The organism is Gordonia sp. YC-XJ4 (genome assembly GCF_059511865.1).
This window is the reverse complement of sequence record NZ_CM183447.1, coordinates 3,508,851-3,524,154: the sequence shown is the minus strand read 5'-3', so window position 1 is coordinate 3,524,154 and position 15,304 is coordinate 3,508,851. Positions and strand designations below refer to the sequence as shown.

At 68.5% G+C, this 15,304-nt stretch carries 15 protein-coding genes and 1 other RNA gene; 10 read left to right on the top strand and 6 right to left on the bottom strand.

Annotated elements, in window-relative coordinates; genetic code table 11:
* Positions 1–139: 139 nt before the first annotated feature.
* Positions 140–958, top strand: a complete 819-nt coding sequence (locus AC5ZH6_RS15575) for a maleylpyruvate isomerase family mycothiol-dependent enzyme (protein ID WP_014360415.1) — start codon at positions 140–142, stop codon at positions 956–958.
* On the opposite strand, the gene AC5ZH6_RS15570 is transcribed toward AC5ZH6_RS15575, so the two are convergent.
* Positions 946–1,788 (bottom strand): spermidine synthase, encoded by an 843-nt coding sequence (locus AC5ZH6_RS15570; RefSeq protein ID WP_496167437.1) that lies wholly within the window; start codon positions 1,786–1,788, stop codon positions 946–948. The genes AC5ZH6_RS15575 and AC5ZH6_RS15570 overlap by 13 nt on opposite strands.
* A complete protein-coding gene (locus AC5ZH6_RS15565) occupies positions 1,788–2,336 on the bottom strand; it encodes a TetR/AcrR family transcriptional regulator (protein ID WP_006371521.1) in 549 nt (182 codons plus the stop codon). Before AC5ZH6_RS15565 ends, AC5ZH6_RS15570 begins: the two co-directional genes overlap by 1 nt.
* Before the next feature lie 54 nt (positions 2,337–2,390).
* On the opposite strand from AC5ZH6_RS15565, the gene AC5ZH6_RS15560 reads away from it, so the two are divergent.
* The 3 genes from AC5ZH6_RS15560 to AC5ZH6_RS15550 are packed head-to-tail and all read left to right on the top strand — an operon-like array spanning position 2,391 to position 5,094.
* Positions 2,391–3,428, top strand: coding sequence for an FAD-dependent oxidoreductase (locus tag AC5ZH6_RS15560; RefSeq protein ID WP_082207409.1), 1,038 nt, complete (start codon positions 2,391–2,393; stop codon positions 3,426–3,428).
* Positions 3,429–3,488: 60 nt separating this feature from the next.
* Positions 3,489–4,121: a Type 1 glutamine amidotransferase-like domain-containing protein gene (locus tag AC5ZH6_RS15555; protein WP_496167436.1), complete on the top strand. Its 633-nt coding sequence runs from the start codon at positions 3,489–3,491 to the stop codon at positions 4,119–4,121.
* A 16-nt stretch (positions 4,122–4,137) separates the two neighbouring features.
* The gene (locus AC5ZH6_RS15550) at positions 4,138–5,094 is read left to right on the top strand and encodes a cobalamin biosynthesis protein (RefSeq protein WP_020170872.1); all 957 of its coding nucleotides are present in this window, start codon (positions 4,138–4,140) and stop codon (positions 5,092–5,094) included.
* Positions 5,095–5,321: 227 nt separating this feature from the next.
* Here the strand turns inward: AC5ZH6_RS15550 and AC5ZH6_RS15545 are convergent, their stop codons facing one another.
* The 4 genes from AC5ZH6_RS15545 to AC5ZH6_RS15530 all read right to left on the bottom strand — a co-directional run bounded on the left by AC5ZH6_RS15545 (position 5,322) and on the right by AC5ZH6_RS15530 (position 9,572).
* Complete coding sequence (locus AC5ZH6_RS15545) at positions 5,322–6,989, bottom strand: HNH endonuclease signature motif containing protein (RefSeq protein WP_496167434.1); 1,668 nt, start codon at positions 6,987–6,989, stop codon at positions 5,322–5,324.
* Positions 6,990–7,253: 264 nt separating this feature from the next.
* A complete protein-coding gene (locus AC5ZH6_RS15540) occupies positions 7,254–8,294 on the bottom strand; it encodes an SURF1 family cytochrome oxidase biogenesis protein (protein WP_265076590.1) in 1,041 nt (346 codons plus the stop codon).
* A 119-nt stretch (positions 8,295–8,413) separates the two neighbouring features.
* The gene (locus tag AC5ZH6_RS15535) at positions 8,414–8,896 is read right to left on the bottom strand and encodes a low molecular weight protein-tyrosine-phosphatase (RefSeq protein WP_006370460.1); all 483 of its coding nucleotides are present in this window, start codon (positions 8,894–8,896) and stop codon (positions 8,414–8,416) included.
* The gene (locus AC5ZH6_RS15530; protein WP_006370461.1) at positions 8,889–9,572 is read right to left on the bottom strand and encodes an HAD hydrolase-like protein; all 684 of its coding nucleotides are present in this window, start codon (positions 9,570–9,572) and stop codon (positions 8,889–8,891) included. The genes AC5ZH6_RS15535 and AC5ZH6_RS15530 overlap by 8 nt, the downstream gene beginning before the upstream one ends.
* A 33-nt stretch (positions 9,573–9,605) precedes the next feature.
* Between AC5ZH6_RS15530 and cobC the strand changes: the two genes are divergently transcribed.
* The 6 genes from cobC (at position 9,606) to AC5ZH6_RS15500 (ending at position 15,302) form a co-directional block, all read left to right on the top strand.
* Positions 9,606–10,676 carry an Rv2231c family histidinol phosphate aminotransferase CobC gene (gene cobC, locus AC5ZH6_RS15525; RefSeq protein WP_079930159.1) on the top strand — a complete coding sequence of 357 codons (1,071 nt, stop codon included), beginning with the start codon at positions 9,606–9,608 and terminating at the stop codon, positions 10,674–10,676.
* A gap of 25 nt (positions 10,677–10,701) precedes the next feature.
* Complete coding sequence (locus AC5ZH6_RS15520) at positions 10,702–11,814, top strand: Nif3-like dinuclear metal center hexameric protein (RefSeq protein WP_265076589.1); 1,113 nt, start codon at positions 10,702–10,704, stop codon at positions 11,812–11,814.
* Between the two features lie 101 nt (positions 11,815–11,915).
* Positions 11,916–12,653: a zinc ribbon domain-containing protein gene (locus tag AC5ZH6_RS15515; RefSeq protein ID WP_265076588.1), complete on the top strand. Its 738-nt coding sequence runs from the start codon at positions 11,916–11,918 to the stop codon at positions 12,651–12,653.
* A 47-nt stretch (positions 12,654–12,700) separates the two neighbouring features.
* Positions 12,701–13,342 carry a histidine phosphatase family protein gene (locus AC5ZH6_RS15510; RefSeq protein ID WP_035728130.1) on the top strand — a complete coding sequence of 214 codons (642 nt, stop codon included), beginning with the start codon at positions 12,701–12,703 and terminating at the stop codon, positions 13,340–13,342.
* Positions 13,343–13,395: 53 nt separating this feature from the next.
* Positions 13,396–13,802: RNase P RNA component class A (gene rnpB, locus AC5ZH6_RS15505), an RNA gene on the top strand.
* Positions 13,803–13,889: 87 nt separating this feature from the next.
* Complete coding sequence (locus AC5ZH6_RS15500; protein WP_014360405.1) at positions 13,890–15,302, top strand: RNB domain-containing ribonuclease; 1,413 nt, start codon at positions 13,890–13,892, stop codon at positions 15,300–15,302.
* Positions 15,303–15,304: the final 2 nt, after the last annotated feature.

The following is a 15,304-nucleotide window of genomic DNA, read 5'->3' as shown; positions in this document are numbered from 1 at the left end:
TTTTGTCGCCATGTGTGAACCCGGCGGTCGCGGCAGCGCCACCGGGGTAGCGTCGAAGCCGCCCGTGATGGTCAGGCGCGTTGGACGCCCCTGTCCCCTCCTCGGGCGCAGTCGACCAGCCCTCGAATCGGAGACCTTCATGCCCACGACGTCCATCGACCACACCACGTTGACCCCGGACCTGATCGGTGAGTGGGCCGCCTTGCGGGCGTTGGCCGACGACATCGGTGAGCAGTGGACGCAGCCGTCGATCCTCCCGGGCTGGACCAACGCCGACATCATCGCGCACATCATCGGGACCGAGAGCATGCTCGATGGACGTGACGTCGAGGCACCCGCAGGTCTCACCGATCTCGACCACGTGCGCAATCCGATCGGCGAATTCAACGAGAAATGGGTCGAACACTTCCGGGGGCGACCCGCCGACGAGGTACTCGCTGCCTACGACGAGATCATCGCGGTCCGCAGCGCGGCCCTGTCGGCGATGTCGCAGTCGGATTTCGACGCCGCGGCGGCCACTCCGGCGGGCCCGGACACCTACGGTCGGTTCATGCGAATCCGGTTGTTCGACTGCTGGATTCACGAGGTCGACCTCCGCGACGGCACGATCGGTGGGACTCCGTCTGCGGCACCGGTCGGTTGGGTGCTCGATGAGATCGCGGCGTCGTTGCCGTTCGTGGTCGGTAAGCGCGCCAAGGCGCCCGCCGGAAGCGCCGTCGCGTTCGAGATCACCGGTGCGGCACCGCGTACCGTGCGCATCGCCGTCGCCGACCGGGCAGGCCTCGTCGAGGCCTTCGACGGTGGCGACGAGGCCGCCGACGTGGTGCTCGAACTCGATGCCGTCGATCTGGTCCGGCTCGCCGGTGGCCGGCGCAGCGCCGATCCGTCGTCGGTGAAGGTTCGCGGCGATCAGGAGCTGGGGCAAGCGATCCTGGGTTCCCTCAACTACATGATCTGATCGTCGGCGGTCTCGTCGGAGACGCTCGGTGGATCGTGGCGTACCTGCCCGGACCCGAATGCCCTGGCCTCGTCGCCGGCGATCATCCGCGCCGGAAGCGGATCGCTGAGCAGTCGCCGGACGAGTGTCGGCGAGGGATCGAGGGGGCCGTCGCTGCCCGCGATGACCACGTTGCCGGTGCGCCGTCCCTTGAACATCGCCGGGTCGGCGATCAGCGCGATGTGGTCGAAGACCTCGGCCAGCGCGGCGGCGTCGGCGCGCACGCGACCGAGATCGCGGGTGTCGCCGCAGTTGGCCAGATACAGGCCATCCGGTGTGAGGACCCGCTTGACGGCATGGGTGAACTCCACCGTCGTCAGATGTGTTGGGGTGCGGTCGGATTCGAATGCGTCCCGAACGACCACTTCTCGAGTGTCGGGCTGGAGTGACTCCAGCACCGCGCGTGCGTCACCGACGCGGATGCGCAGACGCGGAGCGCGGGGCAGGTCGAACCACTCGCGGACGAGACGCGCCAGCTCGGCGTCGATCTCGACCGCGACGTGTCGCGACTGCGGAAAGGTCGCAGCCAGATAGCGGGGGAGCGCGCATGCGGCGCCGCCGAGATGGAGGACGGAGAGCTTCGCCTGCGTGGGGTGGCGGTCCTCGATGACGGCCGCCATCTGTCGTAGGTACTCGAAGTCCAGCACACGCGGATCGTCGTCGATGTGCGAGCTGTGTGTGCCGTTGATCTGCAGGAGCCATCCGCCCGAGATGGGGTCCGGGGCCAGCTCGGCCATGCCGGTGTCGATCGGATAGGTGCCCGCGACGGGAACGGGGCGGGGGCGTGCCATCACCGCGTGAGTGTATTCAGCAACGCCGAGAAGTACCGGCGTGGGTCGAATCCGATGGTGGACTCCGGCATCGCGAGTTGGCGAAAGATGATCGCGTCGGTGGCGTCGAGCAGGATGGCCACCTGGGTGCGGTCGAGTCCGAGTGGGGAACACAACTGGTTCGCGCGGTGCTCGATGACTTTCCGTGCGCGGGTGAGTACTTCAGACACCTCGGGATTGGTGATCGCCGCTTCCAACAGCGCGATCTGAGCCGACGACCGGGGTCGTCCGTCGCCCACGGCCCACGCGACGAACGCGGCGGCGATGTCGACGAGATCGTCTGTGGTGGTGATCTCGTCAGCACCCATCGTCTCCCATGCCTGCAGATCTCCCGCCACGAGATGCTCGACCGCGCCCGAGAGCAGTTGGGCCCGGGTTCGGAAGTAGTTCGAGGTCGTGCCCTCGGGTAGTGCGCCCGCCCGATCGACCTTCCGATGGGTCAATCCATAGAGTCCGTGCTCTCCCAGCGCGCTCACCACGGCGGTGAGAACGTCGTCGCGCCTGGCCATGGGGTCACGGTAACTCATCTCGACAGGTTACTACGATCGTAGTAGCCTGCTGGCATGAGATCGGTTGCCGTCGTTGGCGGAGGTATCGGAGGCTTGGTTCTGGCGAACCTGCTGAGCTCGACCGGCTGGCCGGTCGAGGTCTACGAGGGTGCACGAGCTTTGCCCGAGAAGGGGAGCGCGCTCGGGATGTGGCCGGATGCCATGCGTGTATTCGACTCCCTCGGTCTCGCCGACGACATTCGACGCGCAGGTCATCCGCAGCAGTCGGCGGAGGTGCGTGATCCGGGAGGTGCGCTGCTGTCGCGAATCGCGGCTCGCGGAGAAACCGTGATGATCTCTCGGGTGGCTTTGCTGAATGCTCTGCTGACCGATCGCGTCCGCATTCATTTCGGGACGCGGGTGACCGATGTCGGCGCGCTCGATCATGACGTCATTGTGGGCGCAGACGGTATCAACAGTGTTGTCCGCGAGGCCGTTACAGGGGAGCATATCGAATCGCGGGATCTCGACGTGTCGGTGATCCTGGGAGAGTTCGCGGGCGCGACCGACATGTTCACCGAATACTGGGGTCCCGGTCGGTCCTTCGGGATCACGCCGTTGAGCCGCGATCGGCGAGACTGGCATGCCGCCTATCGGTCACCGCGGCCCGGGGCGGCTCAGGCCAAGCAAGAGGTCGACGATCCGCTGGGATTCGTTGCAGCCCTGTATGAATCGTGGTGCGGCGAGGTGACCGACGCCATCGCGTCGACGATTCCGGAGACGGTGACCCGGTATCACGTGCGCACGATGCCGAGGATCGGACGATGGTACCGCGGCAACGTGGTGCTTCTCGGGGATGCCGTTCATGCGATGGCTCCCAATCTCGGGCGAGGGGCCTGTGAGACGATCCTCGACGCCGAGGCGTTGGCTCGCGCACTGACCGCTGTCGGTCCGGACGAACTGTCGGACATGGAGAAAGGCTTCCGGCGATACCAACGTGACCGCAGAGGCTCGGCCTACCGAATCGCCCTGGCATCACGCATGATGTGTCGTGCCGGAATGCTCGATCGTGGGGCGGGCGTTCGTGATCTTGCCATGCGGTTGAGTCCCTGACCGACACCACGCGGACGGTGGGCTTCGGCGGGCCGATCAGCTGCGGGTAGCGTGACCACCGTGAATCTGTTGCTTCTGTCGCTGGGTTTCGGGGCGGTGCCCGGTTTCCTGTCGGAGGCCACGGGAAAAGTGCTGTCGGAGTTGCAGATCGGGTATCTCGACGACGCGCGGATCCCCTATGCCGGCCAGCCGGGTGTGCGCGCCGAACGTGACCGCCTGACGGCCGCAGGGTATGCGGTCGTGGACCTCTCGGCAGTGCGGCAGAATCTCGAGGAGTTCGCCACCACGCTCGACCGGGTCGACGCGGTGTACGTGGCCGGAGGGAACACCTTCGCCTTGCTGTGGGCGCTGCGTCGGGCGGGCGCGGGGGATCTGCTCGCCGAGCGGGTACGAGCGTCGTTGCCCTACATCGGATGCAGCGCCGGCGCGGTCGTGGTGGGTCCGACCATCGCGCCGGTGGAAGGCCTCGACGATCCGGCCGAGGCACCGGGTCCGGTCGATCCGCGCGGTCTGGAACTCATCGACACGGTGGTGCTCCCGCATGCCGACGGCCAGTTCCCGGTGTATCCCGCCGACGTGATCGAGTCGGTGCGCCGCAAGTACGAGTCGCGCCACCGCGTGACCCCGCTCGCCGACCACCAGGCGCTCTTGGTGCGTGGCGAGCAGCAGACCGTTGTGGCATCGGACTACTGATGCGGGGGTCGCTCTGATGCGCGCATGGAGGTGGTGGGTCGCTGCCGTCCGGCCTTCACCGGCAGGGTTACTGGTCGGATACCTGTTGGACCGTGCGGTCGGCGACCCGAGACGTGGGCACCCGGTTGCCGGTCTCGGTTCCCTCGCCACCGCGCTGCAACGACATACATACGCCGACAGCCGGATCGCCGGCAGCGCGCACTGTGCGCTGTGTGTGGGTTCTGTCGGTGTGGCCGGGGCACTCGCGGCCCGCCCACTCGCCGAGAACGGTCCGGCGCGAACACTGCTCACCGCCGCGGTGACATGGGCCGTATTGGGTGGGACCACCCTGATCCGCGTCGGTGACGACGTGGCCGACTGTCTCGAGTCCGACGACGTTCCGGGCGCGCGGGAACTCATACCGAGCTTGTGCGGCCGCGACCCAGATGCACTCGACGAACCCGGGATCTGTCGCGCTGCACTGGAATCGGTGGCCGAGAACACCTCCGATGCCACCGTGGGAGCGCTGGTCTGGGGCGCCCTGGCCGGTGTTCCCGGTCTCCTCGTCTACCGGACCGCGAACACACTGGATGCGATGATCGGTCATCGAAATGCCCGCTACAACCGTTTCGGTTGGGCTGCAGCACGATTCGATGATGCGCTCAACATCCTGCCGGCCCGGATCGCGGGGGTGCTCGTCGTGGCCGCCGGTCCCGATCGGCGGGGTGCAGTGCGCGCGTGGAAGCGCGATGCATCGGCACATCCGAGCCCCAACGCGGGGGTCGTGGAGGCGAGTTTCGCCGGAGCTCTCGGCATCCGTCTCGGCGGTATCACGGTCTACCCGCACCGCACCGAGAACCGACCCACCCTCGGCGACGGGCGGGATCCGACCTCAACGGATCTCCGTGCCGCCCTGGCTTTGTCCCGACAGGTGCAAGTCGGCGCGCTCGCCACCGCCATCGCCATAGCCTGGTGGCGCGCTCGACGCTTGTGATCTGATGTTCGGCTGTCGGGGGTCTCGAGGCCTCGTCGCTGGCGCTCCTCAGCACCTCGACCATCGGGAGGGGGCTTCCTCGCCGGGCGGGGCGCTCCTTGAACGGTGGTCGATCAGCCCGGAGGATCTTTCGTCCCGGTGGTCGAGGTGCCGAGGAGCGTTAGCGACGAGCCTCGAGACCTGTTGCGCCGCTGCTGGTTTCCGACCCGGACCGAGTACGTGACGGTCTAGAGTCCGTGGTCGCCGAGTAGTTGGGCGAGTCGGTTCTCGACCGGCGAGCCAGGGTCGGGGGTGAGGATTTCGACGAGGTCGTAGTACCCGTGTCCGATGGGGACTCGGGTGCGGCGGATTCGGTTGGTGGGCAGCATCGATCCCCGGTCGTCGCGTTCGGCGAGATCGGTATCGGCACTGGCAGCGGCCCCACTTGGTGGTGGGTCGGGTGGTGGGTGCAGGTCGGCGCGTACTTTGTCGAGGGTGGCGCGGAGGGTGGCCCCGACGTCGGGGAGTGCGTTGGTGCGTTTCGGGTTCGGTTCGGCCGCCCCGACGGGGGTGTTCTTACGCCACCAGCACCGTCCGGCCCACGGCCCGTCCCGATAGATGCCGGTCGTGAATTGTCCGGGTTTGTCGCCGACCATCCGGTTGTGTTTGCCGCAGGCGGGGGCGAGGTCACCGATGTTGGTGAGCCCACCTTTCGCGTGATCTTTGGTGGCGTGATGGATTTCGACGTGCGCGGCGGGTTGAGTACATCCAGGAAAGGAGCAGTACTCGCCGCCGTCTTTGGCGAACAACGCGATCTGCTGGCCTTGACTCGCCAACCGCGCCCGCCCCAAATACAGGGGAAGACTGGTGTGGTCGTCGAACACCGCCAACCACGGCTGGCACTGGGCCGCCAACGCGATCACATCGGTGATCGGCAGCAGGGTGCCGGTCGCCGTCACCCCCATCCCGGTCTGCGCAATCAACTCCGACAGGGTGGCTTTGATGATCAGGTGTGGTGGTAGCCCGCGATGCGACTGCGGGCCGAGACCGGCATCCAGCCCGGCGCGCAGGACTGCTTCCAACGCGTCGTGGTTGCGTTGCACCTGATCACGGTGATCGCGGGCTGCCGCGGCCGCCAACGCGTCGGGGTCGGCGTCTTCGCGACTGCCGGTGGGGGAATCGGGGTCGGCGGGGTTGTTCATTCCGGGGGCTGCCCACGCGGCGAGTACTGCTTCGAGGTGTGCGGTGAGGGTGGGGGTCATCTGCCCGGACAATCCACTCATTTTTTGGGCGTCTTGGCGGCCGATGCGGATCTGGCGGCGGCGTTGCCGATCGGTGTCGTCGGTCAGTTGGCCGTCGGGGTCGAGGTGCGCCAACACCCGTGCCCCCAGGATCCGGAGGTCGGAGGGGGTGTGGGTGCGGGCGTAGCGGGCCATCGTGGCGTCGGCCGACATTTTCTCGTCGAACGGCACTGCCGCGGGGATGCGGTCGAGGACGTCGATCACCACTGCCGCGTGCGAGGAGCCGGCCGCCCCGGACGCCATCGCTTCGGCGAGTGCTGGATATTTGGGGGCGGCGACCTCACCGGTGAAGGTGTGGAAGGTGGCGGTCGCTTTGAGTTGTTTCCACCGCCGCCACGGTTCCGACACACGCAGTAAGCCGATCATGGCGTCGGTGATCGACCCGAATCCGTATTCGCGGGCGAGGTGGCGGTCGGAGAATTCGACGATCTGCCGATCGCCTTGGACGGTGATGCGGGTGATCAACTGTTCGGTGGATTGAGCGACGGTGACCAGGTCGTCGTTGGACAGGCCGGTCAAATCATCGGTGGCCAGCGAATCAACCAAGCGGTGGGCGAGGGCGAGTTTCTGGGCGGTCGACAAACCGGACACGTCGGGTAACGCGGTGTCGACCATGATTGTCACCCCCCTGGCGATAGCGAACACGTGTTTGTGTGTTGTTGTGTTCGAGTGTATGCCGGGTTTGTCGGGTTGGCAAGAGGTTGCCGAAAGTTTTTTCGGGTGGGGTCGGTGGTGGGGTTCCAGCGTCGGTTCGGCTCGGTCTCGAGGCTCGGCGCCTGGGGCGCCTCACACCTCGACCACCGAGGGGGGAGGTTTGGTGCGTCACGGGTCGGGCGCTGCTACCGCCGATGGGGGGGGCGCCTCGACCACCAGGTGGCCTCAGCCGCCGTAGCGTTCGGTGAGTTTGTCGCGCACCGTGGACGACAAGTGCTCGGTGTCGGGTCCTACGCCGATGCCGGCGGGCGATTGCTCGTCGATGTCGTCGGGGTCGACCGGGGCGGGCGCGGTAGTTGTTCCGGCTGCTGCGCGCAGTTCCTCGCGCATGCGTTTGCGGCGTTCGGATCGCGTCAGCAGATGTGGGGCCGTCTCGGGTTGTGCGGCACCGTTGAGTCCGGAGGTGTCGTCGGGGGTCGTCGGGTCGGGACCGGCGGCGGCCTCGGCTGTGTGGGCTTTCTTGGCGGCGGAAGCTCGTCGACGTTGACGAATCTCGGAGTAGATGAAGTATCCGGCCCCTAGCGGTGCCATCACACCGAAGGCCAGCCACTGCAGGCCGTAGGAGAGATAGGGGCCCGAATCCAGTTGGGGCAGTGGGATCTCGCCGAGTGAGCCGGGTTGGTCCGGCGACAGCTGCAGGTAGAACGGGTCCATCGGGGTGCCGGTCGCCTTGGCCAGCTGGGTCGGGTCGACCGTGTACATGGTCAGCGCGTTGCCCTCGGTCCGCGCGCCGCGGCCTTCCGATGTACCCTCCGAAGCCCGGATGCGGGCGTTGATGGTCGTCTCACCCGTCGGGGGCGCAGGGATCGCGGGCGTGTTGCTCTGGTCCGGGCGAACGTAGCCGCGATCGATCGCCAGGACGCGATCTGTGCCCGCGATGCGGAACGGGGTGAGGACCTCGATGGCCGGCCGCTCGTCGACCGAACGCAGGCGGACGAGGGCCTGGTCATCGACGAGGTAGGTTCCGGTCATCGTCACCTCGCGCCACTCGGTCGAGGGAACGAATCCCTTTCCGGCGGGGGCCACCTCGTTGATCGGTACCGGGGCAGTGCCGACGGCACTCTTGATCAGATGGTTGCGCTCCGACGTCGCGGAGTTCTTACCGAGCTGCCATGGGGCGAGCACCATGAAACATGCCGCCGCGAATGCGACGACAACGATGATCAGGGCGATCCACCCCGGTCGTATGTTTCGCAGCGCGCGCATAGGACAACGGTACCCAGTGGGCAACCGTCACAGCAGCCCCGGCTGCGTCTGGTGACGGTATGCCGGATTCGGCCGTGACGTGCGCCGCAGTACCCGATCACGGCAGCACCGGCGACGGCTCAGCCGGTGGCGCCGTCGAGGTGTTCGCGGGCCCACTGGAGCAGGCCCGGTACCGCGGCCTCGATCTGCTCGCGGGTGACGGCGAAATCGTCGGCGTTGCCGTAGTACGGGTCGGACAGATCGAGATCGTCGCCCGCGTCGGGATCGAAGCTGCGCAACAGTCGGGTGCGCTCGCCCAGTCGTTTGCGTTCGAGTTCCTTGACGTGTCCGGCGTCGGCGGCGACGAACAGGTCGGCACCGATGTGATCGGGCCCGAGCTGATCGGCCACGTGCGCGTCGGAGTAGCCGTGTGCCAGCAGCTCCGTGCGCGCGCGGTTGTCGGCCGCCTCGCCGACATGCCAGCCGCTGGTACCGCAGCTGCTCACCTCGACGCGGTCGGCGAGCCCCGCGTCACACAGCGCCTTGGCAAAGATGTTCTGCGCCATCGGCGACCGGCAGATGTTGCCGGTGCAGACGAAACAGATGTGTAGTTGATCAGACACCGAGTACCTCGCGCAGATCTGACATCGAATCGACGCTCCATGCCGCAGCGTCGCGCTCCCCGGCCAGAGCGTAACCCCATCCGACGAGGATCGTCGGGATGCCGAATCGGGCTGCGCCCTCGACATCGTGGGATCGGTCGCCGATCATCACCGCCGGACGAGCGGGTCGGTGTGTGTGCGGGTCGAGCGATATGTCCAATTGTGCCAGTGCATGGGCGATCACGTCGGGTTTGTGGCGGCGGGTTCCGTCGTCGCTGGCGCCGGCGATGACGCGGAAGTGGCCGGCGAGTCCGAAGTGGTCGAGGATGGCGCGCGCGGTCGTCTGGTTCTTCGACGTCGCCACGGCCAGCGTCCGACCCGACGCGCCGAGATCGCCGAGGAGTGTGTCCATGCCGTCGAACACCGAGTTCTCCAGCCAGCCGACGTCGACGTAACGGGCGCGATACGCGCGCATCGCCTCGTTCGCGGTGGCTTCGTCGAGCCCGAGCTCGCGCAAGGTGTCGATCATCGGCGGTCCGGCGATCCCGGCGACCACCGCCTCGGGTGCCGGTGGCGCGCCGACAGCGGTCAGGGCGTGCCGAAAACTGTTGGCGATCCCGGTGAAACTGTCGGTGATCGTCCCGTCGAGATCGACGAGCAGAACGGTGTCGGGATCAGTGGGGTCTGGTCGGGACATCACCAACCCATGGTGCACGTAGGCTCAGTCGGTATGACATCCGGGCTGCATGCGCTCGACCGGCACGGCGACCGGGACAGCACCGCGGGCATGCTCGATTTCGCCGTCAATGTTCGTGGGGCCGCACCGCCGTTCGTGCAGGCGGCCATCGCCTCCACCCTTGACGACCTGGCCCGATACCCGACGACCGACCAGACCGATCACACCACCGGGATCATCGCCGACCTGCACGGCCGTCCCACTGACGAGGTGATGCTCCTCGCCGGCGCCTCCGACGGTTTCGAGCTGCTGCCGAAACTGGGTGTGGCACATGCGGCCCTGGTGCAGCCGTCGTTCACCGAACCGGAACTCGTGTTGCGGGCCGCGGGGATTCCGATCACGCAGGTCATCGGCCGGCCCGACACGCCGCTGGCCGACCTTGCCGCCGACATCCCCGACGACGCCGACCTCGTGGTCGTCGGCAATCCCACGAATCCGACGTCGGTGCTGCACCCCGCGGAGTCGATCGACGCGCTGCGTCGTCCCGGACGCCTCGTGGTCGTCGACGAGGCGTTCGCCGATCTGACCCTCGACCCGGTGACCGGGGCGCGCGAACCGCAGTCGCTGGCCGACCGGCGAGTCGACGACGTCATCGTGATGCGCAGTGTCACCAAGACTTTCGGCCTGGCCGGACTGCGCGCCGGTTACCTGCTCGCGGCGCCCGAGGTGATCGAACGGGCGGCGGCCGGGCGCCGCGCCTGGCCACTGTCCACGCCTGCGCTCGCCGCGCTGGCCGCCTGTTGCGGACCCGACGGGCAACGCTTCTGCTCCGAGCAGGCCGAGCTCGTCGCCATCGAACGCGACCATCTGCTCGCGCGACTCGCCGAGGTCGGCGTGATCCCGTGCGCGCCGCCCGCGGCGCCGTTCGTGCTCGTCGAGATGCCCGGTGCACTGGCGGTGCGAGAAAGCCTGCGGGGCCAGGGGATCGCGGTGCGCAGTTGCGCGAACTTCGTCGGACTGTCCGACGACCATCTGCGGTTGGCGGTGCGCCCGGCGGCACAGGTCGATCGGCTGGTCACGGCGCTCGACCGGGCGCGAGAGGAGATCACCGTTGGCAGCGCATGAGCACACGGGTCACGGTCCGAGCGAGGTGAGTGTCGCCGATGTGGTGGCGGTGCTGGAGGCCGCGTATCCGCCGCGCCTGGCGGAGAGCTGGGACGCCGTCGGGCTGGTATGCGGGGACCCGAGCGAACCGGCCGGGCCGATCCTGGTGTGCGTCGATGTCACCGACGACGTGGTCGCCGTCGCATGTGCGCAGGGTTACCGGATGATCGTGGCGCATCACCCGTTGCTGCTTCGGGGTGTGGAGTCGGTCGCCGCCGACACACCCAAGGGCCGCATAGTCCACCGGCTCATCAGGGCCGGCATCGCCCTGTTCACCGCCCACACCAACGCCGACAAGGCCGATCCCGGTGTGTCCGACGCGCTCGCCTCCGCACTAGGACTGCGAGAGGTCGCGCCGATCGATCCCGAACCGCTGCCACCCGTCGACAAATGGGTGGTGATGGTGCCCGAGGGCAACGCCGAACAGGTCAGCGAGGCCATGTTCGCCGCGGGGGCCGGAGCGATCGGTGACTATCGCGACTGCGCGTGGTCGGTGGTCGGCGTCGGACAGTTCGAGCCGACCCCGGGCGCCAATCCGACCATCGGTGAGATCGGGCAGCGGGAGCGCGTGGACGAAGCACGCGTGGAGATGGTCGCCGCCCGAGGGCTGCGGGCTGCGGTCCTCGCCGCGTTGCGCGACTCCCACCCGTACGAGGAACCTGCCTTCGACGTCCTCGAACTCGCCGCGATCCCGTCGGCGCTCGGTCTCGGCCGCGTCGGTGTGCTGGCGGAACCGATGACCGTGGCGCAGTTCGCGCAACGCGCGGCACACGCGCTGCGTACGCCGTGGGGCGTGCGTGCCACCGGCCCGGCCGATCGGCAGATCACGACCGTCGCGGTGTGCGGCGGGGCCGGTGACTCACTGCTCGCCACCGTCGCGCAGCTCGGCGTCGACGCCTATCTGACCGGCGACCTCCGGCATCACCCGGTCGACGAGGCGCTGCGGTCCGGCGGCCCGGTGCTCCTCGACGCCGGGCACTGGGCCACCGAGTTCCCATGGTGCAGGCAGGCCGCCGAACAGATCACCGCCGCCACCGGTTGCGTGGCGGAGTGCCACGACGCACCCACCGATCCGTTCACCGTGCACACGTCCGCCTGACACGGCGCGTACCGTGAACGTTCACCGCCCGGTGCAACGGCGCGCCGTGGCTCACCCGGCGCACCCCACCACCGATCCCCCAGTGCACGAGGAGACACCCGATGAAGGTCGATGCCGGACGGCAACGACTCCTGCTCGAACTCGCCGACGTCGACGCCGGCCTGGCCCGACTCGACCATCGAGTCGGTCACCTGCCCGAGGACGCCGAGATCGCGGAGACGATCACCGCCATCGAGGCCGCCCGCGACGACCTCGTGCGCGCGGAGATCGCCGCGGAGGATCTCGACCGGGAGTATCGCCGCATGGATGGCGAGATCACCGGCATGCGTGATCGCGAACAGAAGGACTCGGCCCAGCTGACCGCCGGAGGCCTTGCGCCGAAAGCGTTGTCGGAGTTGCAACATGAGCTGACCGGATTGGGTCGGCGTCGGCAGGTCCTCGAAGACGACATGCTGGAATTGATGGAGCGTCAAGAAGCACTCGGGTCCGAACGCGATCGGGCATCGGCGACCATCGCCCACCTCGAGGAGCAACTCGCCGCGCTGCGCGGTCGTCGGGAAGAGGCCGTCACCGCGGTGGACGCCGACAAGGAGGCGCTGGCGGCGCGGCGTACCCAGATCGTCGCCGAGGTGCCCGACGAACTGCTCCCGATCTACGAACGCCAGCGCAGCGCGGGCAAGGTGGGTGCCGGGCTGCTCCGCGCCCGCCGGTGCGGCGCCTGCCGGATGGAACTCGATCGCGGGACACTCGCCGGCATCGCCGCGGCGTCCGACGATGAGGTGATCCGCTGCGAGGAGTGCGGTGCGATCCTGATCCGCACCCACGAGTCGGGACTGTGAGCACCCCCTCCGGGAACACCCCCGCAACGCCGTCGTGGCAGGGCCAGATGGCCGCCCCGACCCGCATCGTGTTGGTCCGTCACGGTCAGACGGCGCTGTCGGTGGACCGGCGGTACTCGGGCCGCGGCAACCCGCCGCTGACCGACCTGGGAGTGACGCAGGCGCTGCGCGCGGCACAGCGTGCGGCGTCCGAGCAGCCGATCGCCGCGGTCGTCAGCTCACCCCTCGACCGGGCCAGGCAGACCGCCCAGGCGATCACCGACCTCGTCGGCGGAGAGGTGGTGGCCGAGGACGACCTCATCGAGAACGACTTCGGTGCGTGGGAGGGACTGACCTTCGCCGAGGCCAAGGCTCGCGACCCCGAGGTCCACGCACGGTGGCTCGGTGACGAGTCGGTGCCCGCACCCGGTGGGGAGAGCTTCACCCAGACCGCTGCACGGGTGATCGCCGCCAACGACCTTCTGCTGCAACGTTATCCGGGCCAGACCGTCGTCGTCGTCAGTCACGTCACCCCGATCAAGTCCCTCCTGCGCCACGCCCTCGACGTCGGACCGCAGTTGTTGTTCCGGTTGCACCTCGACCTGGCGTCGGTGTCGGTGGCCGAGTTCTTTCCCGACGGCGGTGCGGTCGTCCGCTGCGTCAATGACACCTCGCACCTGCGGAGAAGTGACACGGCGCACCTTCGGTGAGGCGACACCTCGCATCGCCGGTGACACCCCGGACGCTATCCTGTACGGGCGAACGAGTCGGCCGGGCGGCCGCGGCGCGTGGGACGGCCAGTCACTGGAAACGCCACGCGCCGAGGAAAGTCCGGACTCCACAGAGCAGGGTGGTTGTCAACGGCAACCCGGGGCGACCCGCGGGACAGTGCCACAGAGAACAGACCGCCGGCCGCACGGCCGGTAAGGGTGAAACGGTGCGGTAAGAGCGCACCAGCGATGCGGGTGACCGCGTCGGCTCGGTAAACCCCACCCGGAGCAAGGCCGAAGCACGGACCGCTTGCGGTGCGTGTGCGCGGACGTGATGAGGGCTGCTCGCCCCAGTCCGCGGGTGGGCCGCTCGAGGTACCCGGCGACGGTGTGCCCAGATGGATGGTCGCCACCGACCTCACGGTCGGGACAGGATCCGGCTTACACGCCGACTCGTTCGCCCCCTCCGGCACCCGACGTCATCGTCGACGCTGATCACGCATGCATGTCACCGTCTGCACGCCGAGTGCGGCGTTATGGTCGGGGAGTGCAACGCAGACTGTCGGCGCCCCAGATCGATTTCGACGCCATCCGTGGAGAACTCGGGGTGAGCGAGGACTACGGCGACGCCGCACTGGAGGAAGCCGCCAACGCACGCGACCGATATGCCGAGCAGCGCGAGGACCACCGCGATCTACCCCTGGTGACGATCGACCCGCCCGGATCGATGGACCTCGATCAGGCCGTGCACATCGCCACCGATGGCGACGGTTTCGTGGTCGATTACGCGATCGCCGACGTCGCCGCCCTCATCGAACCGGAGGGCGCCCTCGACGCCGAGAGTCGTCGACGCGGCACCACCGTCTACTTTCCCGATGGCTCGGTCCCGTTGCATCCGCGGGTCCTGTCGGAGGGCAGCGGTTCGCTGCTGCCCGGTGTGGCGCGCCCGGCCGTCCTCTGGACCATCCACGTCGGCGCCGACGGACAGATCGGCGACGTGGCGGTGCGTCGCGCCCTGGTGCGTTCGGTGGCCCGCCTCGACTACTCGGGCGTCACCGCCGACGCCGCGGCGGGCCGGGCGCACCCGTCCATCACGGCGCTACCGGCCTTCGGTGCACTGCGGCAGCGGATCGCCTTGTCGCGCGGCGCAATCGAACTCGACCTCCCCGACCAGGAGGTGGTGCACGACGCCGACGGCTGGAGCCTGCAGATCGCGCCGCACACACCGGCGGACATGTGGAACGCGCAGGTGTCGTTGCTCGCCGGGATGTGCGCCGGAACCCTGATGGCCGACGCGGGCGTCGGACTGCTGCGGACCCTGCCGCCTGCCGAGCCCGGTGCCGTGCGGGCATTGCGTGACACGGCACGCGCGGTGGGTGTGGACTGGCCGGACGAGCAGGCGCCAGGCGAGTTCCTCGCCGCTCTGCCGGCGGATGCGCCGTCGACCCTGGCGTTGATGTCGCACGCCGGCTCACTGATGCGTGGCGCCGGCTATCTCGCCCTCGGGGGCGGCGAGACGCCGGCGCCGTCGGCGATGGTGCACGCAGCGATCGGCGGGATCTACGCCCACGTCACCGCGCCGCTACGGCGGCTGGGTGATCGTTTCGCGACCGAGGCATGTCTGGCGATCACCGCCGGTGAGCCGGTACCCGACTGGGTGACGCGCGCATTTCCCACCCTGCCGAAGATCCTGCGGTCGGCCGACTCCCTGGGGGCCTCGGCGGACCGGCTCTCGATCGACCTGGCCGAGGCGACGGTTCTCGCCGGCCGCGTAGGGGAGGTCTTCGACGCGGTGGTCCTCGCCGAGGCCGACGCGAAGAAGCCCGCCCGGATCTTCATCGACGATCCGGCCGTCATTGCCGGCTGTAGCGGAAATCCGGCGTCGGCGACCAGGATTCGGGTGCAGCTGACCGCTGCCGACCCGGTACGGCGCACCGTGGGGTTCGCGGCGGTCGGCTGAGC

Coding starts and splice junctions, on each gene's coding strand:
- AC5ZH6_RS15510 (WP_035728130.1), top strand. CDS start 12,701: ATGGCCGCCCCGACCCGCATCGTGTTGGTCCGTCACGGTCAGACGGCG.
- AC5ZH6_RS15515 (WP_265076588.1), top strand. CDS start 11,916: ATGAAGGTCGATGCCGGACGGCAACGACTCCTGCTCGAACTCGCCGAC.
- cobC (WP_079930159.1), top strand. CDS start 9,606: ATGACATCCGGGCTGCATGCGCTCGACCGGCACGGCGACCGGGACAGC.
- AC5ZH6_RS15575 (WP_014360415.1), top strand. CDS start 140: ATGCCCACGACGTCCATCGACCACACCACGTTGACCCCGGACCTGATC.
- AC5ZH6_RS15545 (WP_496167434.1), bottom strand. CDS start 6,989: ATGGTCGACACCGCGTTACCCGACGTGTCCGGTTTGTCGACCGCCCAG.
- AC5ZH6_RS15570 (WP_496167437.1), bottom strand. CDS start 1,788: ATGGCACGCCCCCGCCCCGTTCCCGTCGCGGGCACCTATCCGATCGAC.
- AC5ZH6_RS15550 (WP_020170872.1), top strand. CDS start 4,138: ATGCGCGCATGGAGGTGGTGGGTCGCTGCCGTCCGGCCTTCACCGGCA.
- AC5ZH6_RS15565 (WP_006371521.1), bottom strand. CDS start 2,336: ATGGCCAGGCGCGACGACGTTCTCACCGCCGTGGTGAGCGCGCTGGGA.
- AC5ZH6_RS15560 (WP_082207409.1), top strand. CDS start 2,391: ATGAGATCGGTTGCCGTCGTTGGCGGAGGTATCGGAGGCTTGGTTCTG.
- AC5ZH6_RS15530 (WP_006370461.1), bottom strand. CDS start 9,572: ATGTCCCGACCAGACCCCACTGATCCCGACACCGTTCTGCTCGTCGAT.
- AC5ZH6_RS15540 (WP_265076590.1), bottom strand. CDS start 8,294: ATGCGCGCGCTGCGAAACATACGACCGGGGTGGATCGCCCTGATCATC.